The 23077-nt window shown below is 70.9% G+C and carries 26 protein-coding genes and 5 pseudogenes; 8 read left to right on the plus strand and 23 right to left on the minus strand.

All coding sequences use genetic code 11. The features are described from left to right. Positions 1-45: 45 nt before the first annotated feature. The 3 genes from AC1RR5_RS13600 to AC1RR5_RS13610 form a co-directional block, all read right to left on the minus strand. The gene (locus tag AC1RR5_RS13600) at positions 46-981 is read right to left on the minus strand and encodes a DnaJ C-terminal domain-containing protein (RefSeq protein WP_492922182.1); all 936 of its coding nucleotides are present in this window, start codon (positions 979-981) and stop codon (positions 46-48) included. Between the two features lie 92 nt (positions 982-1073). Next, a complete protein-coding gene (locus tag AC1RR5_RS13605) occupies positions 1074-4745 on the minus strand; it encodes a baseplate multidomain protein megatron (protein ID WP_492922183.1) in 3672 nt (1223 codons plus the stop codon). Continuing rightward, on the minus strand, positions 4733-5179 hold the full coding sequence (locus AC1RR5_RS13610) for an NlpC/P60 family protein (protein ID WP_492922648.1): 447 nt from the start codon (positions 5177-5179) through the stop codon (positions 4733-4735). Before AC1RR5_RS13610 ends, AC1RR5_RS13605 begins: the two co-directional genes overlap by 13 nt. On the opposite strand from AC1RR5_RS13610, the pseudogene AC1RR5_RS13615 reads away from it, so the two are divergent. Beyond that, positions 5153-5215, plus strand: a pseudogene (locus AC1RR5_RS13615) (hypothetical protein); the annotation flags it as partial. The gene AC1RR5_RS13610 and the pseudogene AC1RR5_RS13615 sit on opposite strands and share 27 nt — an antisense overlap. Here AC1RR5_RS13615 and AC1RR5_RS13620 read toward each other — a convergent pair. From AC1RR5_RS13620 to AC1RR5_RS13630, 3 genes and pseudogenes are all read right to left on the minus strand, one after another. Beyond that, positions 5188-5290: pseudogene (locus tag AC1RR5_RS13620) on the minus strand (hypothetical protein); the annotation flags it as partial. The pseudogenes AC1RR5_RS13615 and AC1RR5_RS13620 sit on opposite strands and share 28 nt — an antisense overlap. Positions 5291-5301: 11 nt before the next feature. Further along, entirely contained in the window at positions 5302-5928 is a 627-nt protein-coding gene (locus AC1RR5_RS13625; protein ID WP_492922184.1) for a phage/gene transfer agent baseplate hub protein, read from the minus strand. Then, positions 5928-6527: a phage distal tail protein, Rcc01695 family gene (locus AC1RR5_RS13630; RefSeq protein ID WP_492922185.1), complete on the minus strand. Its 600-nt coding sequence runs from the start codon at positions 6525-6527 to the stop codon at positions 5928-5930. The genes AC1RR5_RS13625 and AC1RR5_RS13630 overlap by 1 nt, the downstream gene beginning before the upstream one ends. A 142-nt stretch (positions 6528-6669) precedes the next feature. On the opposite strand from AC1RR5_RS13630, the gene AC1RR5_RS13635 reads away from it, so the two are divergent. Further along, on the plus strand, positions 6670-7134 hold the full coding sequence (locus AC1RR5_RS13635; protein ID WP_492922186.1) for a DUF805 domain-containing protein: 465 nt from the start codon (positions 6670-6672) through the stop codon (positions 7132-7134). On the opposite strand, the gene AC1RR5_RS13640 is transcribed toward AC1RR5_RS13635, so the two are convergent. Genes AC1RR5_RS13640 through AC1RR5_RS13685 form a run of 10 tightly spaced genes read right to left on the minus strand, consistent with a single transcriptional unit; the run spans position 7131 to position 12305 of the window. After that, positions 7131-7634, minus strand: a complete 504-nt coding sequence (locus tag AC1RR5_RS13640) for a phage tail tape measure protein (protein ID WP_492922187.1) — start codon at positions 7632-7634, stop codon at positions 7131-7133. The genes AC1RR5_RS13635 and AC1RR5_RS13640 overlap by 4 nt on opposite strands. Next, positions 7631-7807, minus strand: coding sequence for a phage tail assembly chaperone (locus AC1RR5_RS13645; RefSeq protein ID WP_492922188.1), 177 nt, complete (start codon positions 7805-7807; stop codon positions 7631-7633). Before AC1RR5_RS13645 ends, AC1RR5_RS13640 begins: the two co-directional genes overlap by 4 nt. Next, entirely contained in the window at positions 7804-8088 is a 285-nt protein-coding gene (locus AC1RR5_RS13650; RefSeq protein ID WP_492922189.1) for a GTA-gp10 family protein, read from the minus strand. The genes AC1RR5_RS13645 and AC1RR5_RS13650 overlap by 4 nt, the downstream gene beginning before the upstream one ends. Next, the gene (locus AC1RR5_RS13655) at positions 8088-8504 is read right to left on the minus strand and encodes a phage major tail protein, TP901-1 family (protein WP_492922190.1); all 417 of its coding nucleotides are present in this window, start codon (positions 8502-8504) and stop codon (positions 8088-8090) included. The genes AC1RR5_RS13650 and AC1RR5_RS13655 overlap by 1 nt, the downstream gene beginning before the upstream one ends. 15 nt (positions 8505-8519) lie before the next feature. Then, positions 8520-8912, minus strand: a complete 393-nt coding sequence (locus tag AC1RR5_RS13660) for a DUF3168 domain-containing protein (protein WP_492922191.1) — start codon at positions 8910-8912, stop codon at positions 8520-8522. Then, the gene (locus AC1RR5_RS13665) at positions 8909-9193 is read right to left on the minus strand and encodes a head-tail connector protein (protein WP_492922192.1); all 285 of its coding nucleotides are present in this window, start codon (positions 9191-9193) and stop codon (positions 8909-8911) included. The genes AC1RR5_RS13660 and AC1RR5_RS13665 overlap by 4 nt, the downstream gene beginning before the upstream one ends. 56 nt (positions 9194-9249) lie before the next feature. Further along, on the minus strand, positions 9250-10473 hold the full coding sequence (locus tag AC1RR5_RS13670) for a phage major capsid protein (protein ID WP_492922193.1): 1224 nt from the start codon (positions 10471-10473) through the stop codon (positions 9250-9252). 32 nt (positions 10474-10505) lie between these two features. Further along, entirely contained in the window at positions 10506-10913 is a 408-nt protein-coding gene (locus AC1RR5_RS13675) for an HK97 family phage prohead protease (RefSeq protein ID WP_492922194.1), read from the minus strand. Then, positions 10903-11157 carry a hypothetical protein gene (locus AC1RR5_RS13680; RefSeq protein ID WP_492922195.1) on the minus strand — a complete coding sequence of 85 codons (255 nt, stop codon included), beginning with the start codon at positions 11155-11157 and terminating at the stop codon, positions 10903-10905. The genes AC1RR5_RS13675 and AC1RR5_RS13680 overlap by 11 nt, the downstream gene beginning before the upstream one ends. Then, positions 11154-12305 carry a phage portal protein gene (locus tag AC1RR5_RS13685; RefSeq protein WP_492922196.1) on the minus strand — a complete coding sequence of 384 codons (1152 nt, stop codon included), beginning with the start codon at positions 12303-12305 and terminating at the stop codon, positions 11154-11156. Before AC1RR5_RS13685 ends, AC1RR5_RS13680 begins: the two co-directional genes overlap by 4 nt. A 111-nt stretch (positions 12306-12416) precedes the next feature. Between AC1RR5_RS13685 and AC1RR5_RS13690 the strand changes: the two genes are divergently transcribed. Beyond that, positions 12417-12812, plus strand: coding sequence for an endonuclease domain-containing protein (locus tag AC1RR5_RS13690; RefSeq protein WP_492922197.1), 396 nt, complete (start codon positions 12417-12419; stop codon positions 12810-12812). Here AC1RR5_RS13690 and AC1RR5_RS13695 read toward each other — a convergent pair. The 3 genes and pseudogenes from AC1RR5_RS13695 to AC1RR5_RS13705 form a co-directional block, all read right to left on the minus strand. After that, a pseudogene (locus AC1RR5_RS13695) lies at positions 12805-12881 on the minus strand (NlpC/P60 family protein); the annotation flags it as partial. The gene AC1RR5_RS13690 and the pseudogene AC1RR5_RS13695 overlap by 8 nt on opposite strands. A 13-nt stretch (positions 12882-12894) precedes the next feature. Beyond that, positions 12895-14091 (minus strand): annotated as a pseudogene (locus AC1RR5_RS13700) (DNA-packaging protein); the annotation flags it as partial. Beyond that, positions 14030-14656 (minus strand): hypothetical protein, encoded by a 627-nt coding sequence (locus AC1RR5_RS13705; RefSeq protein WP_492922198.1) that lies wholly within the window; start codon positions 14654-14656, stop codon positions 14030-14032. The gene AC1RR5_RS13705 and the pseudogene AC1RR5_RS13700, both read right to left, overlap by 62 nt. Here AC1RR5_RS13705 and AC1RR5_RS13710 point away from each other — a divergent pair. After that, positions 14655-15407: an SDR family NAD(P)-dependent oxidoreductase gene (locus AC1RR5_RS13710; protein ID WP_492922199.1), complete on the plus strand. Its 753-nt coding sequence runs from the start codon at positions 14655-14657 to the stop codon at positions 15405-15407. The genes AC1RR5_RS13705 and AC1RR5_RS13710 overlap by 2 nt on opposite strands. A gap of 142 nt (positions 15408-15549) precedes the next feature. On the opposite strand, the gene AC1RR5_RS13715 is transcribed toward AC1RR5_RS13710, so the two are convergent. Beyond that, positions 15550-16431 (minus strand): oxygenase MpaB family protein, encoded by an 882-nt coding sequence (locus AC1RR5_RS13715; RefSeq protein ID WP_492922200.1) that lies wholly within the window; start codon positions 16429-16431, stop codon positions 15550-15552. Positions 16432-16546: 115 nt separating this feature from the next. On the opposite strand from AC1RR5_RS13715, the gene AC1RR5_RS13720 reads away from it, so the two are divergent. The 4 genes and pseudogenes from AC1RR5_RS13720 to AC1RR5_RS13735 all read left to right on the plus strand — a co-directional run. Further along, positions 16547-18139 carry an aldehyde dehydrogenase (NADP(+)) gene (locus AC1RR5_RS13720; protein ID WP_492922201.1) on the plus strand — a complete coding sequence of 531 codons (1593 nt, stop codon included), beginning with the start codon at positions 16547-16549 and terminating at the stop codon, positions 18137-18139. Positions 18140-18238: 99 nt separating this feature from the next. Beyond that, positions 18239-18574, plus strand: coding sequence for an ArsR/SmtB family transcription factor (locus AC1RR5_RS13725; RefSeq protein WP_492922202.1), 336 nt, complete (start codon positions 18239-18241; stop codon positions 18572-18574). Further along, positions 18571-19044, plus strand: a complete 474-nt coding sequence (locus AC1RR5_RS13730; protein WP_492922203.1) for an SRPBCC family protein — start codon at positions 18571-18573, stop codon at positions 19042-19044. The genes AC1RR5_RS13725 and AC1RR5_RS13730 overlap by 4 nt, the downstream gene beginning before the upstream one ends. Then, positions 19043-19172 (plus strand): annotated as a pseudogene (locus AC1RR5_RS13735) (hypothetical protein); the annotation flags it as partial. The gene AC1RR5_RS13730 and the pseudogene AC1RR5_RS13735, both read left to right, overlap by 2 nt. A gap of 2 nt (positions 19173-19174) precedes the next feature. Here AC1RR5_RS13735 and AC1RR5_RS13740 read toward each other — a convergent pair. From AC1RR5_RS13740 to AC1RR5_RS13750, 3 genes are all read right to left on the minus strand, one after another. After that, a complete protein-coding gene (locus tag AC1RR5_RS13740; RefSeq protein WP_492922204.1) occupies positions 19175-19576 on the minus strand; it encodes a c-type cytochrome in 402 nt (133 codons plus the stop codon). A gap of 4 nt (positions 19577-19580) precedes the next feature. Continuing rightward, positions 19581-21191, minus strand: coding sequence for a flavin monoamine oxidase family protein (locus AC1RR5_RS13745; RefSeq protein WP_492922205.1), 1611 nt, complete (start codon positions 21189-21191; stop codon positions 19581-19583). A 199-nt stretch (positions 21192-21390) separates the two neighbouring features. After that, complete coding sequence (locus AC1RR5_RS13750; protein ID WP_492922206.1) at positions 21391-23064, minus strand: sensor histidine kinase; 1674 nt, start codon at positions 23062-23064, stop codon at positions 21391-21393. Positions 23065-23077 lie beyond the last annotated feature (13 nt).

Here is a 23077-nt window from a genome sequence, read left to right on the forward strand (position 1 = left end):
CTAAAACGGGTAGGGCTTGGAGGCAAGAGCCGAGCGGTCGCGCCCCTACTTACGCTTCGGCGTGTACGGCTTTTGATCCCGCCAGGCCTGGGCGAACTTTTCCAGGTCTTCGTCGGCGGTCTCGGGCAGGGTGACCACCAGCTTGGCCAGCAGGTCGCCGCGCTTGCCCTTGGCGTCGGGCATGCCGCGGCCCTTCAGACGCAGGGTCTGGCCGCTGTTGCTGGCCTTGGGCACGTTCAGCATGACATTGCCGTCGGGGGTCGGAGCCTCGACCTTGCCGCCCAGCACCGCGTCGGGGATCGAGATCGGCAGGTCCATGACCAGGGCGTCGCCCTCGCGGCGATAGATCGGGTGCGGCTTGATCGCCAGCTCGATCAGGGCGTCGCCCTGGCCGCCACGGCCGGGGCTGCCCTGGCCCTTCAGGCGCAGGGTCTGGCCTTCCTGGGCGCCGGCCGGGATGCTGACGTCGATCGTGCGGCCGTCCGAGAAGGCCACGCGCTTCTTGCCGCCCTTGATCGCCTCTTCCAGGTCGATGTCCAGGCGGGCCTTGATGTCGGCGCCCTTGGTCGAGAAGCCGCCGCCGGCGCCACCGCCGCCGAACGGGCCACGCCCGCCGCCGCCTTGATTGAACATGCCCCCGAAGAGATCCGACAGATCGATCTCGGGCCCCTGGTCGCGATGGAACCCGCCCTGGCCAAAGCCGCCGGCGTTGAACGGGCCGTTGCCGGGCTGGCCGCCGAAACCGCGCGCGGTTTCGCGACCGTCGGCATCGATCTGGCCCAGGTCGAACTTCTTGCGCTTCTCGGCGTCGCCGACGATGTCGAAGGCGGCGCTGATCTGCTTGAACTTCTCCTCGGCCTTCTTGTCCCCCGGATTGGCGTCCGGATGGTGCTGCTTGGCCAGCTTGCGGAACGCCTTGCGGATCTCGTCCGCCGTTGCGGTGCGGGAAACGCCGAGTTCCTGATACGGGTCGCGGGCCAAGGAAGGTCCTTTGGAAAAAGTAAGGCGGTGTCGGTACCGCCCTCCATCTAGAACGTCCAGAGCGCCGCGCAAGACCACCTGTGGCTTTCGGATCACAGACCTGTCGTCGCAGGGGCGCCCCAACCGTACAGCGCGCCGCCTTGGAAGACCTCAATGCGGGCCGCGCCAGAGGGGGCGTCGGCCGTGCGCATGGCGGCGGTGTAGGTGAAGACGGGCGCCGAAGCCTCAGCTTCGCGCAGCACCGTTGCGCCGTCCAGAATGCGGATGAGGTAGCGCTCCGAACCCTCGCCTAATGGGACCTCACCCTCCCAGACGTCGTTGCCGACCCGGGCGCGGCGGATCCAGGTGAGCTGCAGGTCACCGGCGACGAGGCGCTTCCTCAAATGCGTCGGCGACAGCGGCCGCAGGGCGCGGCCGGTCCAGGTCGCGGAGACCTGCGTCATGGCCGAGCCTGCCGGCGGTCCACCGGCCGGAGCGGCGCGGACCATCAGCGGCGTCCCGCGCTCGAAGGCGGCGACGTCCATCGGAGCCAGCGCCTCGTCCAGCAGCACGACCGGCGCGCTGGCCGGGATCACGACCTCGGTCGCCAAGCCGTCGCGTTGGCCGCGCAGCAGGCCGGAGAGCTTCCAGGTATCGGAAGCGACCAGCTCGGCCGCCTGAAAGGCGATGACCTCCCAGTCGCCCGATGGCGCGCGGATCGCCAGGCTGTTGTCGCCGGCCAGCATGGCGGCGAGGGGCGCGGAGGAGAGGCTCTTGCCCTCCATGCGGACGGTCAGGCTGCCTCGGTCCAGCCGATGCGGCGAGGCTGGCGGCAAATCGGTCAGCGTCTCCCCCAGGGTCGCGGGCTCGGCGAGGCGGGTGCGGACCTTCAGGGTCTCGACGCCCGCGCCGGCATGGATCTCGAGCGGCCGCCACGGCTCGCAGGCGGCGGCGACCAGGGGTCGGGCGTCATCCGACAGCGCGCCGTCCGACGGCAGGTCCAGCACGTGCAGCATCGGTGGGGCGGCCGGATCGCGCGGCGGAGCCGGGGTCCAGTCGACGCCGCCGGCCACGCCAATGCCCGCAAGCACTGGGACCAGGGTGGCGCGCGGACGCTCGTCGAGATCGAGGCGCTGCACGCGCCAGGTCTCACCATCGAGGGCCAGGCGGTCGCCGGCCTCCAGGCGCAGGGCGGCCGAGGGCGACAGGCGCACGATGCGAGCCAGTCGGGCGGCCTCGTCGGCGGCCAGCATCCGTTGGGCGACGGCCTGGGCCTCGGCGCTGGCCAGCACGATCGGCGCATCGGCGTCGCGGGTCCCCTGGCCGGCCTCGCGTCGCACGACCAGCGAGCCGACCTGATAGTCGCGGGCGGCGTCGATGAAACGCAGGCGCAAGGCCTCGACGGCGGGGTCGAGCACGCGGCTGTGGGTCTCGGCGGGGCCGTCGTCGGGCAGGGCCAGGTCGTCGGCGTCCAGTGTGCTTACGGCCCGGCCAGCGCGGGCCAGGATCTTCACATGGTCGCCGCGCTCGACCGGATCCAGGGCGAAGGCCTCGGTCAGCGGCGCCAGGGCGTCGCGCAGGCGCATCGGCCGGTCGACGACATAGCCGCCCACCGATCCGCCCGCCTCACCGGGGTCGATGTCGACGCCGGCCCGCGCGCCCAGGGCCTGGATCAACTCCGGCAGCGGCGCGATGCCGGCCCGCCCCGTGAGCCAGTGGCCCAGCACCCAGTTGCCGCCGTCGCTCCAGACGTCCGCGCGGGCGGGAAAGTCGGGGAACGGCCGCGCGTCCCAGCACCAGGCGCTGGCGGCCTCGATCATCGGCCCGCCATAGACCGGCGAGACCGGATTGGTCGTCGGCGTCGCCAGCCAGGCCAGCACGGCCTCCAGGTAACGACGCTGGCCGAAGTCGTCGCGCTCACCCGTGGAATAGGGTGGCAGGAAGCTCTCCGAGCTCTTGGGATCGATGAAGAGGTTCGGCGAGTTGGCGCCCTTGTCGACAGCCGGGCAGCCGAACTCGGTCAGGCGGATGGGCTTGGACTTCGGGAGCCAGGCCGTGGGCGTGGACGACCACACGCCGCCGGGGCGATCGTGGTGCGGGTTGCTCCACCACGACTTCAGGTCCTTGGCCCGCCAGATCCACGGCTCGCCCGCGCCGTCGGTGATCGGGCTGCGGACCTGGGCGTCGCGCGCGGCCTGGCTGGCGTAGAACCAGTCGAAAGCCTCGCCGCCGGTCAGGCCGGCGCGGAGATAGTCCGGATCGTGCGGCCCACTGAAGCCGGCGACGGCGTCCAGGTGCGTCTCGCCCTCGCGCCAGTCGGTGACCGGCGGATACCAGTCGATGCCGACGAAATCGATGTTCGGATCGGCCCACAGCGGGTCGAGGTGGAAGACGGCATGGCCGCCGCCCGGCTGGTGCCCGAAATATTCCGACCAGTCGGCCGCATAGCCCAGCTTGGTTGCCGGGCCGACGGCGGCGCGGACCTCGGCGGCCAGGCTCTTCAGCTTGGCGACCGCCGGATAGGTCCCGCTGGCGCCGCGCACCGTGGTCACGCCGCGCAGCTCCGAGGCGATCACGAAGCCGTCCACGCCGCCGGCCTGGGCGGCCAGCGACGCCTGGTGCAGAACCATGCGGCGCAGGCCCCACTCGCCGTCGAAGAAGGCGTTCACCTGGGCCGCCGCGGCGGCGGTCCCGTCGCTCCCCGCCTCGCAGGTGATCCGGCCGCGCCAGGGGTAGGTCGGCGCATCCATCAGGATGAACGGGTACAGCGTCACCTTCAGCCCGCGCCGTTTCAGCTCGGCGATGGCCTGCAGCACCACCGCGTCGGCCGGCGTGCCGCCATAGGCCGGGGCGCCATCCTTCAGCGAGATCAGGTGCGCGCCCGAGCGGCCGACGCCGGCGACGCTCCAGGTCAGCGGCAGGGTGTCCTTGCCCGCGCCCTCGACGCCCGGCTTGATCTGGCATTGGCCGCAGCGGAGATCCGTGCCGAACCAGCTGACCACCAGGGTGACGTGATCGACGTTCGGCAGCTGGGCCTTGAGCTGGTCCAGGGCCACCACGAGATCGGGCCGTCCCTCGGCGTTGTGCATGCTCTCGGACGCGGTGCGGGTCAGGCCCTCGCGACGCAACACCGCCTCGGTCGCATAGACGAACTCCCCCGCGCCGGGGATCAGGCAGACGCCCTTCAGTCTTTCTTCCAAGCCCGCTGACGCGCCGCTGGCGCGTGGCCGGCGAAAGACCTCGAACGATAGCTGCGGCGGACGATTGCCGTAGGGCTCCAGCGGCAGGTCCTCGAACACTACATAGGCCACGCCGCGATAAGCTGGGGCCGCGCCCTCGATGGCGGCGATCAGCGGGTCTGGGGCCTGGTCCTCGCTTCCGCGATGCACGCGCATCGTGACAGCGGTCATGTCCATCACCTTGCCGTCGGCCCAGACCCGGCCGATGCCGTCGATCGGCCCTTCGGCGACCGCCACGGCGAACGACAGGCTGTAGGCGTAGTTGGCGGTCCTCGTACCCTTGGAGCCGCCCACCCTGGTCTCGACCCGCTTCTCGCGGAACCGCGCGGCCCAGATCACCTGGCCCCCGACGCGGGCCCGGCCGAACACGCACGGCAGCGCCGCGCCCTCGGCCGCGCCGGTCAGGCGCAGCTCGGGGATGCGCGGGCCGACCTTCGTGCCAGCCGCCACGGCGTGGTCGATCAGCCCGCCGACCACCGCGCCCGCCGCCGCGCCGAACACGCCGCCGACGGCCGCGCCGACACTGGTGAGGATCATCTGGGCCATGCGGGCTCCTTTGGAAATCGGAAGGCGGCCACGAGGCGCTCGCGCCACCATCGGCCCAGCACGCTCTCGACGCAGGCCCGGCCCCAGTAGGCGTGGATCATGCGGTCGGGGGCGGTGAGGATCGCGCAGTGCTTGGCGACCGCGCCGGGGGCCATGCGGAAGACGAGGACGTCGCCAGGGCGTGGGGTGTCGATGGGGATGAGCCAGCGGGAGAAGGCTTCGAGGAGGAGTTCGCGACCGCCGGTCTCGGCCCAATCCGGGCGGTAGGGCGGCGGCGGTTCGGGCTCGGCGCCGTGGAGGGCGCGGTAGACGCCGCGGACGAGGCCCAGGCAGTCGCAGCCGGCGTGCAGGGTCGAGGCCTGGTGGCGGTAGGGGGTGCCGAGCCAGAGGCGGGCGTGGTGGAGGACGAGCGCCCCCTCCGTCACGGCGCGTATCCGCGCCGCGCCACCTCCCCCGTTGCACGGGTGAGGAGGAAACCCGCTCTTCTCCTGCCCCGCCTGCGGGGGAGGTGGATCGCTGCGGATACGCAGCGAGACGGAGGGGGCGCTCTCCGCGCTCACCGCCGCCCCCCATCATTCCGCTCGCCCTCGACCGGATACAGCGTCAGGAAGTCCTCCCCCGGCGCCGTCGGGAAACCCCGGAAGTTCACGCCGTTTGCGAACGTCCCGACACACGTCGCCCAGCGTTTGTCACAGACTGCCCCCGGCGCCGCCGCGATCCCACAGCGCTCGTCGCCGAGCCGCGCATCGCAAAGCCGCGTGAACGTCCGCCCGACCACCCGCTCCAACTCAGCCAGCGGCCCCGCTAGCGTCGCGGTGAACGCCTCGCCCTCTCGCGACACCGCCGCGATCGTCGCCGTCCACAGCCGCACCAGCCGGCTCGGCGCGCTCCAGTCCACGCGCAACGCCGCCACCCGCGCCCCGTCGTAGAGCCCGGCCGCCAGGTCCGCTTCGGTGACGCCGTCCGCATCCAGCACACCCAGCGCCGCGCCCTGCCCCGGCGCATAGCCGGCGGCGGTCTCGGTCGCGCCGGGGCTCCAGCCGCCGCTGGCCCGGCACGTGACACCGTCGACCACCAGGTCGCGGTCATGATCGGTGAAGCCCAGCTTCACCCCATCCACGCGCGTGACGATCCACGCCTGGCACAGCCGGCCGATATCCAGCGCTTCGGGAAGCGCGCGCATCAGACCCGCACCTCGACCAGGGCGCAGGCGCTGACCCGCGCGGCGGCGAAGCCCTCCAGCGTCACGTCCAGCCGGTCGAGGTCGAAGCGCACCGGCGTGTCGAACTCGAACCCCGCCGTCACCGCCGCGCCGACGGCCGGCGCCGTGGTCAGGGTCACGAGCCCGGTGGTCGTATCCACGCTGAACGGCGCCGCGACGCCGGCGACAGCAACCTTCACGGTCCCGGCTACCGGCTTGGCGATGAGCCGCCCCGCCTTGATCAGCTGGAACACCTTGCGTGTCCCGTCACCGGTCCCGATCGCCTGGTCCCCCATCGCCGGCAGCGCTGAAGGAGCGCACGACTTGAAGTCCGTCGGATCGCGAAACCGGAACCCCGCCAGCCGTCCGCCCCGCGCCTCGAAGAACGCCAGCAACTCGGCGACCTCGTCCAGCGGCCGGGCGGCGGTGGCGATCAGGTAGCGGCGGCGGCCCTGGCTCCACGCGCTGGTCCGCCGCTCGAAGCCGGAGGCCAGGGTGACGATGTCGGTGCGCCGCTCGATCCCGCCCGTGCAGCCGAACGCCAGGCGCGCGGGCAGGCGCGCCTCATGGAACTCGCTCATGGCGATCCTCACTCGCGAAATGGTTTGCGGAAAAAGCGGAGCCGTTCAGGCGAAACGCCATTAAGACTGCGTCATGACCCGCTTTTCACTTCATCAGCGGGTCGTCGGGCTCTACCTATTGAGCCTGAGATTGGAGATCGAAATGGATTGGAAGACCCTGTTCCTGTCGCCGGAAGGCCGCATCGGCCGCCAGGCGTTCTGGATCGGCTGGCTCGTCCTGCTGGGCGTCAACGTCGTGGCCGGCTGGCTGCCCGTGATCGGCTGGGCCATCTCGCTGGCGACGATCTATTCCAGCGTCTGCATCCACTCCAAGCGCCTGCACGACATGGGTCAAACCGGCTGGTGGCAGGTGCTGCCGTGGGTTCTGGGCCCGGTCCTGGTGTTCGGCGCCGTCGCCTCGGTGGGCTTCACGGCCATCGCCAACGGCTTCCACGGCGACGAGCCCAGCATGGCCATGCTGGCCAGCGTGGGCGGCCTGCTGATGTCGATGTTCATCGCCTTCGCGATCTGGCTGGCCTTCACCCTGTGGGTCGGCTGCAGCACCGGCGTGGTGGGCGAAAACAAGTACGGCGCCCCGCCGCCGAACACCGTGGCGATGGCGCTCTAGAGGCGCCGCGCCCCCAAGGACACGGCCCGGGCCAGCGCCTGGGCCAGCTGGGCGTCCGAGCGGACCAGGCCGCTGACCTCCCCGCCCTGGACATTGACCGTCACCGACACCCCTCCCCCGCCGGCCGGCTCGATGCTGCCGGCCGAGGTCGGGCGAAACACCTCCGGCCCGCGCTCGCCGACCAGATAGGCGCCGCCGGGCAGCACCGGGCCGCCGTCGGCCCTGGCGCCGGAAAAGCTCTTCGACAGAGCCTCGGTCAGGCCGCCCTTCAACGCCGTCCCCGCCGCGCCCAGCACCGCGCGCGCCAGTTCGCCCAGCGACACCTGACCATCGGCCGCCGCTCGCGCCAGCGAGCGGGCGAGGGACGCGCCGGCCCGCGTGAAGGCGTCGTCGATCGAGCGCGCGGCGCGTTCGGCGGGGGCCTTCAGGGTCTCGAGTGCAGCCGCAGCCTGGGCGGCCTTGGCAGGAATGGCGCTAAGGCCGTCGTCTTCGAAGTTCATCGGATCTCCTCGTCGGGATAGCGGGCGATCAGGGCGGACAGGTCGGTGCGCGTGAGCACGGGCGCCGGTGGCGTCTGCGTCAGCGCCCGCCACTCCTTGAGCGACAGCCGCCAGAAGGCCTCGGGCGCGATACCCAGGGACACGGCGAGCCGCAGCGGCGTGGCCCAGGTCACGCGCAGGCCGCCAGGGCGGCGGCCAGGGCGCTGGCGGCTTCCGGGACGGTGGCGCGGTCGGCGATGTCGGAGGCCTCGCCGCCGCCGTCCAGCAGAGCCGCGAGCACGGCGGAGAGATCGCCGGCCGACAGCGTGGCGATCCGGTCCGGAAGTTGCGACCAGTCCGACAGCCCCAACGCCGTCTCGATCCGCGCCAGGGCGCCCAGGGTCAGGCACAGGCGACGCGGCGCGCCGGCGATCGTCACGACCACCTCGCCCCGCGCGGGATTGGGCGACAGCATCAGATCGCCGTGAAGGTCACGACGCCGGCCGAGGCCAGGCTGAGCGCGAACGCCGCCTCGCCGTCGTGCTCGCCGGCATAGTCCAGGGCCGCCACCAGGAACGCGCCCTCCAGCTGGCCGAAGTCCGGGATCACCAGCCGCCACACGCGGGCCGACTGGTCGAAGAAGCTGGTCCGCACCTGGGCGTCCGAGGCGGCGTCGCGGAAGATGCCCGAGCCGGAGACGGCCACCGACTTCACCCCTGCCCCGGCCAGCAGCTCACGCCAGCGGCCGGTGCTGTCGCTGTCGGTGGCGTCGATGGTCCTGGCGTTCAGGCTGATGGTCCGGGCGCGCAGGCCCGCGACGGTGTGGAAGGTCGGGGTCGCGGCCCCGTCGCTGATCTTCAGCAGCATGTCCTTGCCGGCTTGGGCGGCCATGGCGGTTCTCCGGAATTAGGGGGCTTCGGTGACGGCGCGCACGCGGACGACGCCCAGGGTGGTCTCGCGATCCGCGCCGGCGAAGACGTCGGCATAAGGAACCCGCAGGTTCACGAGTCGCCGGCCGGTCAGCGTCGGCCGCGCATCGTGCAGCGCCACCCGCACGGCCGCGACCAGGGCGCGGGCCTCCTCGGGTCCGCCGAAGCGGCTGGCGCAGGTGATGGTCAGCAGGTGCTCGATAGCGTCGTTCTCGCCGACCGGCCGGGCTTCGGTCCGGGTGACGACGACGCAGGGATAGGTCGGCAGGCGCGGGGCGGTCGGATGGATCCGCTGGCTGACGATGGCGGTGACGGCGGGCGCGGCCTTCAGGGTCGCGACCAGGGCGTCGATCAGGGGCTTGTCGCTCACAGCCGGGCCTTTCGATAGGGCGCCAGCCACGGCTCGACGAGGGCCAGCGAGGGCTCGCCCCCATTCTCGCTTTGAGAGGCGCGGTGCTCATAGGCGTGGGCGACGAGGGTCAGCACCGACAGCCGCAACGGCGCGGGGCTCGTGGGGCTCAGGGTCACGGACGCGGCGCTGGCGATGCGCGCCTCGGCGGCGTCGATCAGGATCGTGAGGACCGCGTCCTCCGAGGCGTCGGGCACGCGCAGGAACGCCCGGGCCTCGGCCAGGGTGAGGGATTGGGGCATGGAGGAATTCCTGGAAGGCGCGTCCCGCCGCGTCGCGGCGGGACGCTGAAGCGATCTTAAGACGCCGCGAACTTCAGCAGCTTGATCGCGTCGAAGTTCTGCACCCCGCCGCCGACCCGCTTGGTGGTGTAGAACAGCACGTGCGGCTTGGCCGAGTACGGGTCGCGCAGCACCCGCACGCCGGCGCGGTCGACGATCAGGTAGCCCTTCTCGAAGTCGCCGAACGCCAGGGCCATGGCGTTGGCGCCGACGTCCGGCATGGCCTCGATCTCGGTGACCGGGAAGCCGAGCAAGGACGCCGACTGGCCCGGCTGCAGGGCCGCGTTCCAGATGTAGTTGCCTTGCGCATCCTTGAACTTACGCACGGCGCTGACCGTGCGACGGTTCATCACGAACCGGCCGTTCTGGCGGTACTGGGTCTTGGCCGCGTAGATCAGGTCGATCAGCTTGTCGGTCGGGTTGCTGGCCGGCCAGGCGCCCGCGACGCCGGTGGCCAGATAGCCGACCTGGCCCCACGTGTAAGAGGCGTCCGGCGCGGCGGTGTAGGCCAGCAGGCCCTTGGGCTTGTTGACCCCGTCGCCGGTCACGAAGGCCGTGGTCTCCTGGGCGGCGAAGGCGTCCTGCACCTCTTCCGCCAGCCACTCGTCGATGCTGACATAGGCGTCGTCCAGCAGGGCCTGGGTGGCGGCCGGGCTGGCGTAGAGCTCGCCGGCCGGGAAGTCGATGACGTCCAGCGTGGGCGCGGTCGTCTCCGGACGCGCGGCGGTCTCGGCCACCCAGGCGGCGGCCAGGCCCGTCGGGCTGACCGGCTTACGGAACGTGCCGGCGCCGATGGTGCGGACCTGGCAGATCTCGCGCATCGGGCTGGTGGCCGCCAGGCGACGCAGGATCAGCCGCTCCAGCTCCGGCGGGGCGACATAGCCACCGGCGGTGGCCACACCTTCCGACAGGCCCTTGGCTTCCAGTAGCGCGGCGGGCGTTTCGCCAGTCTTCACATAGCGGTCGAAGGCGGCCTTGCGTTCGTCGACCTGCGCCAGCGGCGCATCGCCGCCAAGACCGGGCCGGCGAAGATCCGCCATGATCCGGTCCAGCCGATCCTGGGCGCGGCTCATGGCCTCGTCGATGCGGCCAACCTTCTCTTCCAGCAGGGCGTCGGCCCGCTTGGTCTCGATGGCCGACAGCCGCTGGTCGTTGGCGGTCTTGAAGCTCTCGAACGCCGTCAGGACGTCAGCCAGCGCCGCGCGGGCCTCGGGCGAGGCCGCGTGTTTGGTTTCCTTCATGGGGATCTCCGGGTTGGGGAAGCAGATATCCGCTAGGCGGATCGGGTCAGCCGCGCGGCCGGCAGCATCGGGAAGGTCACGATCGACACCTCCCACAGCTCGACGCGGGACAGGACGCGCAGGCGGCCCTGGGTGCGGGCCTTGACCTGGCGAAAGCCGATGGAGAGGCCGTCCAGGGCGCCGGCCTCGACCAGCGCGGCGACCAGACGGCCACGCGGCGTGGTCCGCAGGATGCGGCCACGGACGAACAGGCCCTTGCCGTCCTCGACGACCTCGTCCCAGACGCCGACCGGCTCGGCCTCGTCGTGCTGGTGCAGCATGACCACCGGCGCGCCCTGCGCCAGGCTCTCGGCGAAGGCCCCGGCGGCGGTGACGTCGTCATTGAGGTCGCGGGTCCAGAACAGGGATGCGTAGCCTTCGATCTTCAGGTCATCGGTCATGGACGCGCTCCAGTCGGGCTTCGATGCGGGCCAGGCTCTGGCGGGTGGCGGTGGCCTGCTCCTCCAGGCGGGCGAGACGCTCGGCGACCGGGGCCTGGGCGTCCACGCGCCGCTGCATGTCGTCGATCCGGGCCGAGGCGCGGCCGGCCCACATCAGGGCGGCGGCGGCCTGCAGGAAGACGGTGACGATCAGGCCGATCGACACCTGGCGGTCGAAGCGCCAGCCGTTGACGGAGGCGCTCAATGCTCCAGCCCCGCCAGGCGCCGGCGCTCGGCGTCGGTCAGGAAAGAGGCGGCCTGGAGGCGGCTCCACAGGGCGTCGCGCTCGGTCGACAGGGCCGGCACCGCGTCCAGGTCCGGGGCGATCCGCGCGCCGGGGAACTTGGCGCCGAGCCATCCCGTTAGCGCCCGCGCCGCCCGCTCGGCCAGCGGCGCGACGGTCCCGCGCCAGAAGGCGGCGTTGGCCTCGCGATAGTTGGCGTAGGTGTTGTCGCCGGGGATACCCAGCAGCTGCGGCGGGACCCCAAACGCCAGAGCGATCTCGCGGGCGGCGGCGTGCTTGCCCTCGGTGAAGTCCATCTCGGCCGGCGTCAGCGACATGGCCCGCCAGTCGAGGCCGCCCTCCAGCAGCAGCGGCCGGCCTGCGTTGGCCTGGCCGGAGTGGGCGGCGGAGAGCTCGGTCTTCAGCCGGTCGAACTGCTCGTCGGTCAGCCGGTCGCCGGCGTCCTTGGACGAGTAGACCAGCGCGCCCGACGGCCGCGCGGAGTTGTCCAGCAGCGCCTTGTTCCAGGCGCTGGAGGCGTTGTGGACGTCGATCGCGAAGGCGGCGGCTTCCAGCGGTGAGAAGCCGTAGTGGTCGTTGGTCGGGTTGAAGAGCTTCAGGTGTAGCACCGGCAGCCAGCCGTCGGCGTCGCGGGCGATGCGGACGGTGCGTCCGGCGGCCTGGTAGTCATAGGCCAGCGGCCAACCGCGCGGGCCGGGGACCAGGGTCATGCGGTCGGGGCGCAGGGCGTAGAGTTCGGTGGGCGCGTCGGCGCCGGCCGCCTCGAGGTAGGCGTTGCCGGCGACCTGGAGGCTGCCGAAGAACTGCTCCATCAGGTCGGGCCCGCCCTGCTCCGGGTTGGGGCGGTCGAGGAGGCGCTTGAGCGGATGGTCGTCAGCCCGGCGGCCGTCGACGAACACGGCCAACGGCGTGGCCGCGGCGGCCTCGGCGATCAGGCGCACGCAGCGATAGGCGACGGGGTTCTTGGCGAAACCCTCAGACGCCAGGGCGCCGTAGTCGCGGGGCGTCCACTGCGGCCGGCCGCCGGTGGTGAGGGCGATGAGGCGGGCGGCGCGGGAGTCTTTGGTCTCTCGCGCGGCTTGGGGCGGGCGGGGTTTGAAGAGGGGCATTGACGCCTCCCATGATTGAGAACAAAAAAAGAACGATTTATAGCTGTGGATGCCGCCGATCAGATCCTCCCCCTAGCGGGGGAGGTGTCGGCGAAGCCGACGGAGGGGGAAGTGAAGCGACTTGAGAAACCGCGCATCGCCCGCGCCAGATCGCTCCGCCGCGAGATGTCCTTGCCTGAAGTGTTGCTATGGACCGCGTTGCGCGCCGGCCGCCTGGACGGGCTCAAGTTCCGTCGCCAACATCCGATCGGGCCGTACGTGATAGACTTCTATTGTCCGGCGGCTCACCTGGCCGTGGAGATCGACGGCTGGTCGCACGGAACAGAAGACCAACCCGAAAAGGACGAGATCCGTGATTTGCAGCTGGCCGATCGCGGCATTTTCACCTTGCGGATACCGGCCGCCGAAGTGCTGCGGTCGGTCGACGACACACTTTCGACAATCCTCGAAACGGCGCGTCCATGGAAACTAGATCCTCCCCCTAGCGGGGGAGGTGTCAGCCCGTAGGGACGACGGAGGGGGAAGAGACCGGGCCAGGACAACTTCCCCCTCCGGCCCTTCGGACCACCTCCCCCGCTAGGGGGAGGATCTAGAGCGCCCGCAACCTCGGCGTTCGGCCCGGCCCCAGCATCAACTCGCTGACCGCCCACACCAGCGCATCCGCCCTGTCCGGACTGTGCTCCAAATCCCCCGACCCCAGCGCCATCAGCTCCTCCTCCAGCGCCACGAACGGCCCGCAGTGGAGCACCCTGCCCTGCTCGTACAAGGCCGCCACCGGCTCGGCGCGGGCGCGTTTGCCGATGCTGGCGCGGACCAGTTTCACGCGGCATGGCGGGTCGGCTTGGGCCAGGACGGAGCGCACCATGTCGCCGCCCTGGTTGGCCTCGGCCACGAGGGCGTCGGCGTTCCACAGCCTCGCGGCGGCCACCGCCCGCCCGGCCCAGCCGGCAGGGGACAAGCCCCGCGCGGTCTCGTCGGCCAGCACGAAGGCGCGGTCGTCCCGCCTCCCGACCACCACGATCCCGCAGGCGTCGCCGGTCGCCGTGGCGGGCGGATCAACAGCAACGACCACGCGGTCCAGCCGCGCCGGCTTGGCGGCCCGGCAACGCGCCAGGTCCTCGGCCCGGAACAGCCCGCCGTCGGTCTCGACAATGACGCCGTCCAGTTCCTGGGCGGCCAGTCTTGTGCCGCCGTACAGCGTCTCCAGCGTCCGCAGGAACGCCGGCGCGAGATTCCCCGCGTTGGCCGAAGTCCCCGCGCGGCTCACATGCACGCCCGGCTCCGCCATCAAGGCCTTCAGCGCCCGGATCGGCCTCGGCGTCGACGTCACCACTAGCCGTGGATCCGCCCCCAGCCGCAGGCCGAAGCGCAGCATGGCCAGGGTCTCGGCCGGCTTGGGCCAGGCGCAGAACTCGTCCGCCCAGGCGGCGTGGAACTGCGGGCCGCGCAGGCTGTCGGGGTCTTCGGCCGAGAAGGCGTAGGCCGTCGCGCCATTGGGCCAGACCAGGCGCCGGCGCGAGGCTTCCCAGCGGGGGCGGAACAACGGTCCGCCCATCGCCTTCAAGCCGGACGGTCCCTCGATCATCACCTCCCGCACGTCGTGCAGGGTGGGTCCGACCAGGGCCAGAGTCGGATGGCTCAAGGCGTTCAGGGTGATCCAGCGCGCCCCGGCGAAGGTCTTGCCCGCGCCGCGTCCGCCCAGCATCAGCCAGGTGGTCCAGGCCTCATGTTCCGGGCTCTGCTGGTGCCCCAGGGGCTTGGCCAGCATCGCGCTGAGCACACGCTGGAGCGCCAGTTTCTCCCGCGCGGTCCACAGCTTCGCGTCGCTTGCGTTCGATGAGATCGGCGACGTGAGCGAACCGCTCGGCCAGAGCGGCGTGAAGCTCTTCGGGATCGTCGGGAATGCCGTCATGCATGGGGGCCTCGTCGTCATCGGCCGCCGTGCTGGCGACCGGCTTGGCTTTCGGCTCGGGGACCATGGTCTCCACCGCCTTCACGGTGCGGGCGACGGTCATGTAAGCCTTGGTGATCTTCTCGACCTCGGCGACCACGGCCAGGTCGGTGGTGTGTTTCAGGCGTTCGATCTGGGTGTCCACCAGACCTTTGAGCGTGTGCTGGTGCGTCTCGCCCCAGCCCTGCGTCTCGTCGCTTCTTCCGGCCATGACACAAAGATACGGCGCCAGCGGGCGCGGATGATTGGGGACCGCGTAAAAGTGACAAGCCTTTGATTTCGCGACATTCGATCTCGCCAATTCAGAGCATTCAGGCCGCTCAATCCCCGTACTTTCCGCCAGGGCCGGCTCGACAGCGCCGCCTCGCCCCGACACGCTGGCGAAAAAGGGAGCGACCATGACCGACCTCGGCGGACGAACCGTGCTGATCACCGGAGCCTCGTCCGGCATCGGGGCGCATCTGGCGCGGCAGGCGGCCGCCGCGGGAGCCCGGGTGGCCCTGGCCGCGCGCCGCGCCGATCGCCTGGAGGACCTGGTCGCCGAGATCGGGCCGAGCGCCGCGGCCTTCGCCATGGACGTCGAGGACGAGGCCTCGATCATCGCCGCCTATGACGCCATCGAGGCCCGGCTGGGCGCGCCCGACGCGGTGATCGCCAATGCCGGCATCAGCATCCAGGGCATGGCCTTGGACATCGACGTGGCCGACTTCGACAAGGTCATGGGCGTCAATACGCGGGGCGTGTTCCTGACGGCTCGCGAGGGCGCGCGGCGGATGATCAAGGCGGGGTCGGAGGCCAGTGGGCGTGGCCGGGTGCTGCTGGTGGCCTCGATCGGGGCGCACAAGGTGCTCCCCGGTCTGACGGCCTACTGCACGTCCAAGGCGGCGACGGCGATGCTGGGCAAGAGCCTGGCGCGGGAGTGGATCCGCAAGGGGATCAACGTGAATGTGCTGTGTCCCGGCTATATCCGGACGGAGCTGAACGCCGAGTGGTTCGACAGCGAGGGCGGGCAGAAGCTGGTGTCGGGGTTTCCGAGGCGGCGGCTGATGGCCGAGGACGATCTGACGGCGACGGCGCTGTATCTGTGTTCCGATGCCGCGCGGGCGGTGACGGGGAGTGTGTTCACGGTGGATGACGGGCAGTCGCTGTAGGGCGGCGCTGAGGTGAAAGATCCTCCCCCTAGCGGGGGAGGTGTCGGCGCAGCCGACGGAGGGGGAAGAAGCCGGGCCAGGAAAAGTTCCCCCTCCGGCGCTTCGCGCCACCTCCCCCGCTAGGGGGAGGATCTATTCAGCCTCACCGCCGGTAAAGCCAGTTCCCCGGTAACCCCATCCGCACGCTCGCCTCCCACGGCGGCGCGCCCGGGATCGGCGTTCGGTCCGCGAGCCTCGCCGCCGCGCGGATCGCCGGCAGCTCCAGCGGCCTGGGCAGCCACTCACCGCCCAAACCCAGCACCTCCCGCACCGGCTCAGGCACGAGCCCCACCGCCGCCCGGATCAGCGGATGCTGCAGCCGGCTCAGCGGCCCCGCCACCTTCACCCCGCGCATCAGACCCAGGAACTCCAGCACGGCCTCCGACCGCTCCAGCTTGGGCAGCATGGCCGCCAACTGCGCCTCCCAGTCGGCTTCCGACCTTGGCGCGCCCAGCGCGCCGTAGAGCGTCGCAGCCGGCGCCGCCTCGCCGTAGAACCGGTCGCGCTCCGCCGCCGACAGCGGCTCGACCAGGCTGTGATACGCCCCCATGAAACCGAAGCTGGCCGTCGCCTGCACCCAGTCCAGCAGCTCGACGTCATCCGCGCGATAGGCCGCGCCCCCCGGCGTCACCCCGCCGACCCGCGCATGCTGACGCCCCACGCCGGCGATCATCGCCTCGGCCACCGAGCGCGCGCCGTACACCGTGACCATCGCCGCCAGGCCCGTGCGCTTCAGCCGCCCCAGCGGGTCGGTCCGGAAGCTCGAATACTCCCACACCCCGGTCCGCACCCGCGGCTCGGCCAGTTCGAGGATCACCGCCGTCACCCCGCCGACGAACAGGGCGACCGGGTTCTTGAACACCCGCCACGACACCGAGTCCGGCGCCGCCAGCGCCGTCTCGCCGGGCGGAGCGGTAAAATCCACGCGCGGACCGCCTTGAATCTCGAACAAGGCCTTGGCGGCGTCGGCGAAACGGGCTTTCAAGAGCGCCTCCGGGCAAGGTGTACTCCGACAATAACGCTCAACCCGGTCAGCGCGCGCATGGACATGTCATGTTAGCGCTCCCATTTAGGCGACAACGACTTCAATCCTTGCAGGGATGACCAACGTGAATCTGACGGGCGAGCTTCTGATCGGCGGCGAGAGCCGCAAGGGCACCAACGGCGAGATCGTGGGCGTGAACCCCGCGACCGGCGAGACCCTGGCCCCCGCCTTCGGCGGCGCCACCAAGGCCGATGTCGAGGCCACCGCGGCCCTGGCCCATGAGGCCTTCGCGTCGTACCGCGCCCTCTCCTACGAAACCCGCGCGACGTTCCTGGAAGCCATCGCCGAGCACATCGAGGCGATCGGCGACGACCTGATCGTCCGCGTCATGGCCGAGACCGGCCTGCCCCGTCCGCGCCTGGAAGGCGAGCGTGGCCGCACCACCGGCCAGCTGCGCCTGTTCGCCAGCGTGCTGCGCGACGGCGGCTTCCTGGAGACCCGCATCGACCCGGCCCAGCCGGACCGCAAGCCGCTGCCGCGTCCCGACCTGCGCCTGCGCAACGTGCCGCTGGGCCCGGTGGCCGTGTTCGGCGCGAGCAACTTCCCGCTGGCCTTCTCGGTGGCCGGCGGCGACACCGCCTCGGCCCTGGCGGCCGGCTGCCCGGTCATCGTCAAGGCCCACCCGGCGCATCCCGGCACGTCGGAGCTGATCGGCCGCGCCATCCAGGCCGCCGTCGCCTCGGTCGGCCTGCATCCGGGCGTGTTCTCGATGATCCACGACAGCGGCTACGAGGTCAGCCAGGCGCTGGTCGCCGATCCGCGCGTCAAGGCCGCCGGCTTCACCGGTTCGCGTCGCGGCGGTCTGGCCCTGCTGGCCATCGCCCAGGGCCGTCCCGAGCCGATCCCGTTCTATGCCGAGATGAGCAGCATCAATCCGGTGATCCTGCTGCCGGGCGCCCTGAAGGCCCGCGCCGAGAAGATCGCCCCGGACTTCGTGGCCGCCCTGACCCTGGGCGCGGGCCAGTTCTGCACCAATCCCGGCCTGATCCTGGCCATCGACGGGCCTGAGCTGGACGCGTTCGTCGCGGCCGCCGCCACAGCGGTCGAGGCCGCCCCGGCCGCGGTCATGCTGACGCCGGGCATCTGCAAGGCCTTCGCCCATGGCGTCGCGGCCCTGACCGAAGCCAAGGAAGTCACCACCGTGGCGCGCGGCGTGCCTGGCCCCGACGGCAGCCACACCGGCCGCGCGGCCCTGTTCAGCGTCGCGGCGGCCGACTTCCTGGCCAATCCGCACCTGCACGAGGAAGTGTTCGGCGCCGCCTCGGTCGTCGTCCGCGCCGCCGACGAGGCCGAACTGGCCAAGGTCATCGACGCCCTGGAAGGCCAGCTGACCATCGCCATCCACCTGGAAGAAGCCGACCACGCCCTGACCGCCGCCCTGCTGCCGGCCCTGGAGCTGAAGGCCGGCCGCATCCTGGTCAACGGCTTCGGCACCGGCGTGGAAGTGGCCCCGGCCATGGTCCACGGCGGCCCGTTCCCCTCGACCTCGGATGGCCGCACGACGTCGGTCGGCACGCTGGCGATCGCGCGATTCCTGCGCCCGGTGAGCTACCAGAACCTGCCGGAAGCCCTGCTGCCGGCCGAGCTGAAGACGGACAACCCGCTGGGGATTGCTCGCCGGGTCGATGGCAAGGTCCGCGTAGCCTAAACGCAAGAGCCCGCCGCCCTTCGAGGACGGCGGGCTTTTTGTTGCGACGATACTTAAGCAATCACTTGACCATTAGCCTCACGAACGATACTTAAGCCCATGCCTAACCAACAACCCTCGCTCGACCTCATGTTCCAGGCCCTCGCGGACCCCGCGCGGCGGAGCATGGTCGAGCGGCTCTCCCAAGGCCCTGCCTCGGTGAGCGAACTGGCCCGGCCGCTGGACATGTCGCTGCCGGCGGTCATGCAGCACCTGGCCATGCTGGAGGCGGGCGGGATCGTGGCGTCGGAGAAGGTCGGCCGGGTGCGCACCTGCCGGATCAATCCCGATGTCCTCAGTCTGGCCGAACAATGGATCAACCAGAGGCGCACCCAGTGGGAGCGACGCCTCGACCGCCTGGGCGACTTCCTGGCGGCCGAAGAGGACGAGAAATGACCGAGCGCCCAGAGACCGACAGGAATGCCATCCACGCCACCTTCGTCGTCGAGCGGACCTATGCCGCCTCGCCCGCCCGGGTGTTCGCCGCCTTCGCCGATCCGGAGAAGAAGAAGCGGTGGTTCAAGGGCCCCGACGAATGGGGCGTCCCCGACCAGAAGTACGACTTCCGGGTCGGCGGCGAGGAGCACAGCATCGGCGGCCCGCCGGGGGATCCGCCGCACCGGTTCTACAACCGCTATCTGGAGATCATCCCCAACGAGCGGATCGTCTATGCGTACTGGATGCACCACGGCGAGCCGCTGGCCTCGGCCTCGGTGGCGACGCTGGAGTTCCGGGCCGAGGAGGACAAGACCCGGCTGGTGATCACCGAGGTGGGAGCGTTCCTGGACGGGTACTACTCTGCCGAAGGGCGTGAGCACGGCATCCGCTGGCAGCTGGACGCGATCGCGCCGATCGTGGAGGGGTAATCCTCCCCCCGTAGGGGAGGCGGCCGAAGGCCGGAGGGGGAAGTGCTGCTGAGCCGGTCTCTTCCCCCTCCGTCGGCTTCGCCGACACCTCCCCCGCTAGGGGAGGAGTTGGAGCGCCGGCTCCGCCTTGTCAGTGCGACGCCGCCGGCGGCGGCTTGGCGATCTTGGCCACGTCGGCTTCCGTCACCGGCTTCGCGTACGCATTGCCGAAGTGGGTCCGCACATAGCTGACCACCTCGGCCATCTGGGCGTTGCTCAAGGTCCCGCTGAACCCCGGCATCGCGCCCTTCCCGCCGGCCACCACCATGATCGGATAGGCCGACCCGGCCAGCTTCGGATTGGCCGCCAGGGCCGGGATGCTCCCCGCCCCCACCGCGCCCTTCGCATCCGCCATGTGGCAGGCCTGGCAGACCGCGCCATAGACCTGCTCGCCGGTCACCGGCTTGGGCACGCGGACGATGCCGCCGGCGCTATCCTGGGCCACAGCGGGAGACGCCAGCAGCAGCGCCGTCAAAACCATCAGCTTCTTCATGACCTCAGGCCTCCAGGGCGCGCTTGTGCAGACGGGTGATGGCGTCGATGGACGAGAGCAGCGCGCCCTCCATCCAGCAGCCGACGTAGCTGGCATGCTCGCCGGCCAGGACGATGCGGCGGTCCAGGGCCACCAGGGTCTGGTAGTGCTCCTTGCGGGTCTCCTCGTTCCAGCGGGCGCAGCAACCCAGGGTCCAGGGCACGCGGCTCCAGGCCACCGAAGCGCCGCTGGCGAACTCCTTGCGGTAGCTGGCCGGGTGCAGCACCGAGCCCTGCTGCAAGGCCACCTCGATCCGCTGCTCGGGCGTCATGCCGGCCAGGCGGAAGGCGCCCAGGTCGCGGGCGAAGGCCCCCAGCAGCACCGCCGGCCCGTTCCCAAACAGGTTGTTGTTGGGATACGAGATCAGGCCGATCTCCTGGTCGGTGAAGCTGTGGCCGCCGTAGATGAAGTCGTCCTCCTCCCAGAAGCGGCGCTTCATCTCCAGGCCGATCTTGACCTGGCCCGAGTACGGCACGGCCTTGATGGCGGCCATCATTTCGTCGGTCACCTGCAGGTCCATCTGGCCCAGAATGCCCAGCGGGATGGTGCAGACGCAGTAGTCGCCCTTGGCGTCGGCGGACTTGCCGGTGACGGTGTCGGTCCAGCTGACCACGACGCCCTTGTCGTCCTGGGCGATCTTGCTGACCTTGGCGTTGTAGGTCACCAGGCCCTCGACCTGCTTGGCGAAGGCCTTGCCGATCATGTCCATGCCGCCCACCGGCTGGAACATGGTGGTCTGCATCTCCGAGCCCATGAAGAAGGCCATCGAGGTCCAGACCTGCGGGTCCAGCACGTCGTGCAGACTGTAGAGGTCCTTGGACGGGATCGGCGCGCCATTGACCCCGCCGCCGCCCGGCCGCTCGAAGCCCCGGTGCGACGAGGCCCGCAAGCCCGCCGAGTACTTGTAGTCCTTGTCCAGCATGCCCCAGCCCTTCAGGGCCTCCAGCAGCTTGTCGCGGTCTTCCTGGGTGACCGTATCGTCCAGGGCCCTGGCGTTGACCGACTTGGCCAGCAGCTCGGCGATATTGCCCTCGAAGTCGGCGGCGGCGGCGTTGAAGCGCACCGGCTTGCCGCCGAAGGCCTGGGACGAGTGCACCCAGCCCGAGTGGTTGAACTGGATGAACGGCTCCAGGGCCACGCCGAACTGCTTGCAGTAGTGCAGCAGGGTGCGGTGATGGTGCGGGATCCGCCAGGGACCGGGGTTGAGGTAGTTGCCCTGAGCGAAGCCGACCTTCTGGGTCGCGCCGCCCAGCTCGGTGTAGGTGTCACCGCCCCGCAGCGACCAGTTGCGGCCGCCGGCGCGGTTCTGGAACTCCAGGATCTGGACCTCGTAGCCGGCCTTGCGCAGCTCGAACGCCGCCAGCATGCCGGCCAGGCCCGCGCCCAGCACGATGACCTTGGCCCCGGCTCGCGCGCCCTGCAGGCTGGGCGGCCCATGGAACTGCGTCTCGGCCGCGTGGCCCAGCGTGGTCATCGCCTGATAGAGCGCCGCCGTGCCGCCGACCTTGGCGATGGCGGAAAGTAGCTGACGCCTGGTCGGCGCCCCTGAACGCGAATCCCCTGAACGCGAATCCATTGAAAGCCCATCCCCTACTGAACCGCCGACTCCGGCGGTGCGGAGTTAGGGGGTCACGGCGGCGGGCGGTGGGGCGAGAGGTGGCGGGCCCCACGGACGCAGGTCGGGCCATCGGCTCCGATTTATCGGCGCCCTGACGGTCTGGGTGCGCGCGAACTGTGCAGGGCGACTAAACCCTACCAAACCGGTCCGGGATGGATCAGCGCACCACTCGCAGCGCCGGCCGCTCCGCGCTCGCCTGCGTCAGCGGCACGGTGAAGTGGAAGCTCGACCCCAGGCCCAGCGAACTGTGCATGCCGATGGTGCCGCCCATCAGCTCGACCAGCTCGCGGCAGATCGACAGGCCCAGGCCGGCGCCGTCGTGGGCGCGGGTCAGCGAGCTGTCGACCTGGGAGAAGGTCTTGAAGAGTTCGGTCTGGTGCTCGACGGCGACGCCCAGGCCGGTGTCCTCGATCTCGAAGCGCAGGCCGCCCTTGGTGGCGGGACGGACGCGGACGGTCACCCCGCCCTCGTCGGTGAACTTGACGGCGTTAGCGACCAGATTGCCCAGCACCTGGCGCAGGCGCATCGGGTCGCCCGTCCAGCGGCCGCGCAGGTCAGGGGCGATGTCGACGGAGAGGTTCAGACCCTTGGCCGCCGCCGCGCCCGAGAAGGCCGCGCAGGAGGCCTCGACCAGCCCGGCCAGGTCGAAGATCTCGGCCCGCAGGCGCACCGCGCGGGTCTCCAGGCGAGCGATATCGAGGATGTCGTTCAGCAGGGCCAGCAGCGACTGGCCCGACTCCTCCAGGATTCGAAGGCGCTTGGCCTGGGGCTCGCTGAGGGTGTCGACCGCCATGACCTGGGCCATGCCCAGCACGCCGTTCAGCGGGGTGCGGACCTCGTGGCTCATGTTTGCCAGGAAGCGGGTCTTGGCGGCGTTGGCGGCCTCGGCCTCTTCCTTGGCGGCGAGCAGCGCGATCCGGCCGGTCTCCAGCTTGCGCAGGGCCTCGGCCACGCGGTGCAGCAGCACCGCGCCCGCGGCGGCCAATACGATGAAACCCAGGGCGATCCAGGGGGCGATGCTCTTCAGCAGCTTCAGGCCCGGGTTCTCGGCCTGCCAGACCAGGGCGGCCAGCGGCTGGCCGTCGATGTCCGACAGCAGCACGCGCGGCATCTTGGCGTTGGGGTCGTTCAGCAGGACCAGCTCGTTCAGGCCCAGGTCCTCGGACAGGCGCCTTACGAAGGTCGCGTCCATTCGGCGGGCGGTGATCACCACGGTCGGCGGGCCGTCATAGCCTTGCGCGCCGGCGACGGTCTCGGGCGTCACGGCGGCGAAGGCGACCAGGTGGACGACGCCGTCGATGCGCATCAGGCCGGTGCGTGTCACCTCGCCCTCGGTGCTGACGCGGCCCAGGCGGCGGGCCTCGCGGGCGTCGGCGGCGACGGCGGCGACGATCGGCGCGGCCTGGACCGGGAAGTCGCCCAGCGCCTCGACCGAGGTCCGCCTGCCCCCGCGCGAGGCATAGGCCACCTGGCCCGAGCGCATGGCAAAGGTCACGTCGTGGTCGAACTGGTCGTGGTAGTAGGTGGCGAAATTGGCGTCGGCCCAGTCGAGGTCGGGCGTCCAGTCATTGGCCAGATAGGCCGAGTCCCAGACCGTGGCCGAGGTCAGCTCGCGCTCTATCCGCTCCAGGCTGCGGGCGATGGTGCGCTGGGTGATCTCGACCTCGTCGACCGACTCCATGCGGTCCAGCTGGCGCGCGGCCAGGGCCATCAGCGCCAGGGCGCCCAGGATCGAGACGAGCACCAGCACGGCGGCCGCGCCGACAATGCCGACGATCAGTCGCGTCTGCCGTCCATCGGCGGTCCGGGGTTTCGAAGCTGGCGCAACCATCGGCGCCACCTTA

The sequence above is a fragment of the Caulobacter sp. GW821-FHT11E11 genome (assembly GCF_058808315.1).

Bases quoted from the DNA above. Each gene is read 5' to 3' on its own strand.
- AC1RR5_RS13605 (WP_492922183.1), bottom strand. From the start codon at position 4,745: ATGGCCCAGATGATCCTCACCAGTGTCGGCGCGGCCGTCGGCGGCGTG.
- AC1RR5_RS13625 (WP_492922184.1), bottom strand. From the start codon at position 5,928: ATGCGCGCGCTTCCCGAAGCGCTGGATATCGGCCGGCTGTGCCAGGCG.
- AC1RR5_RS13630 (WP_492922185.1), bottom strand. From the start codon at position 6,527: ATGAGCGAGTTCCATGAGGCGCGCCTGCCCGCGCGCCTGGCGTTCGGC.
- AC1RR5_RS13635 (WP_492922186.1), top strand. From the start codon at position 6,670: ATGGATTGGAAGACCCTGTTCCTGTCGCCGGAAGGCCGCATCGGCCGC.
- AC1RR5_RS13640 (WP_492922187.1), bottom strand. From the start codon at position 7,634: ATGAACTTCGAAGACGACGGCCTTAGCGCCATTCCTGCCAAGGCCGCC.
- AC1RR5_RS13650 (WP_492922189.1), bottom strand. From the start codon at position 8,088: ATGCTGTCGCCCAATCCCGCGCGGGGCGAGGTGGTCGTGACGATCGCC.
- AC1RR5_RS13655 (WP_492922190.1), bottom strand. From the start codon at position 8,504: ATGGCCGCCCAAGCCGGCAAGGACATGCTGCTGAAGATCAGCGACGGG.
- AC1RR5_RS13665 (WP_492922192.1), bottom strand. From the start codon at position 9,193: ATGCCCCAATCCCTCACCCTGGCCGAGGCCCGGGCGTTCCTGCGCGTG.
- AC1RR5_RS13670 (WP_492922193.1), bottom strand. From the start codon at position 10,473: ATGAAGGAAACCAAACACGCGGCCTCGCCCGAGGCCCGCGCGGCGCTG.
- AC1RR5_RS13675 (WP_492922194.1), bottom strand. From the start codon at position 10,913: ATGACCGATGACCTGAAGATCGAAGGCTACGCATCCCTGTTCTGGACC.
- AC1RR5_RS13685 (WP_492922196.1), bottom strand. From the start codon at position 12,305: ATGCCCCTCTTCAAACCCCGCCCGCCCCAAGCCGCGCGAGAGACCAAA.
- AC1RR5_RS13710 (WP_492922199.1), top strand. From the start codon at position 14,655: ATGACCGACCTCGGCGGACGAACCGTGCTGATCACCGGAGCCTCGTCC.
- AC1RR5_RS13705 (WP_492922198.1), bottom strand. From the start codon at position 14,656: ATGGTCGCTCCCTTTTTCGCCAGCGTGTCGGGGCGAGGCGGCGCTGTC.
- AC1RR5_RS13720 (WP_492922201.1), top strand. From the start codon at position 16,547: ATGACCAACGTGAATCTGACGGGCGAGCTTCTGATCGGCGGCGAGAGC.
- AC1RR5_RS13725 (WP_492922202.1), top strand. From the start codon at position 18,239: ATGCCTAACCAACAACCCTCGCTCGACCTCATGTTCCAGGCCCTCGCG.
- AC1RR5_RS13730 (WP_492922203.1), top strand. From the start codon at position 18,571: ATGACCGAGCGCCCAGAGACCGACAGGAATGCCATCCACGCCACCTTC.
- AC1RR5_RS13740 (WP_492922204.1), bottom strand. From the start codon at position 19,576: ATGAAGAAGCTGATGGTTTTGACGGCGCTGCTGCTGGCGTCTCCCGCT.
- AC1RR5_RS13745 (WP_492922205.1), bottom strand. From the start codon at position 21,191: ATGGATTCGCGTTCAGGGGATTCGCGTTCAGGGGCGCCGACCAGGCGT.
- AC1RR5_RS13750 (WP_492922206.1), bottom strand. From the start codon at position 23,064: ATGGTTGCGCCAGCTTCGAAACCCCGGACCGCCGATGGACGGCAGACG.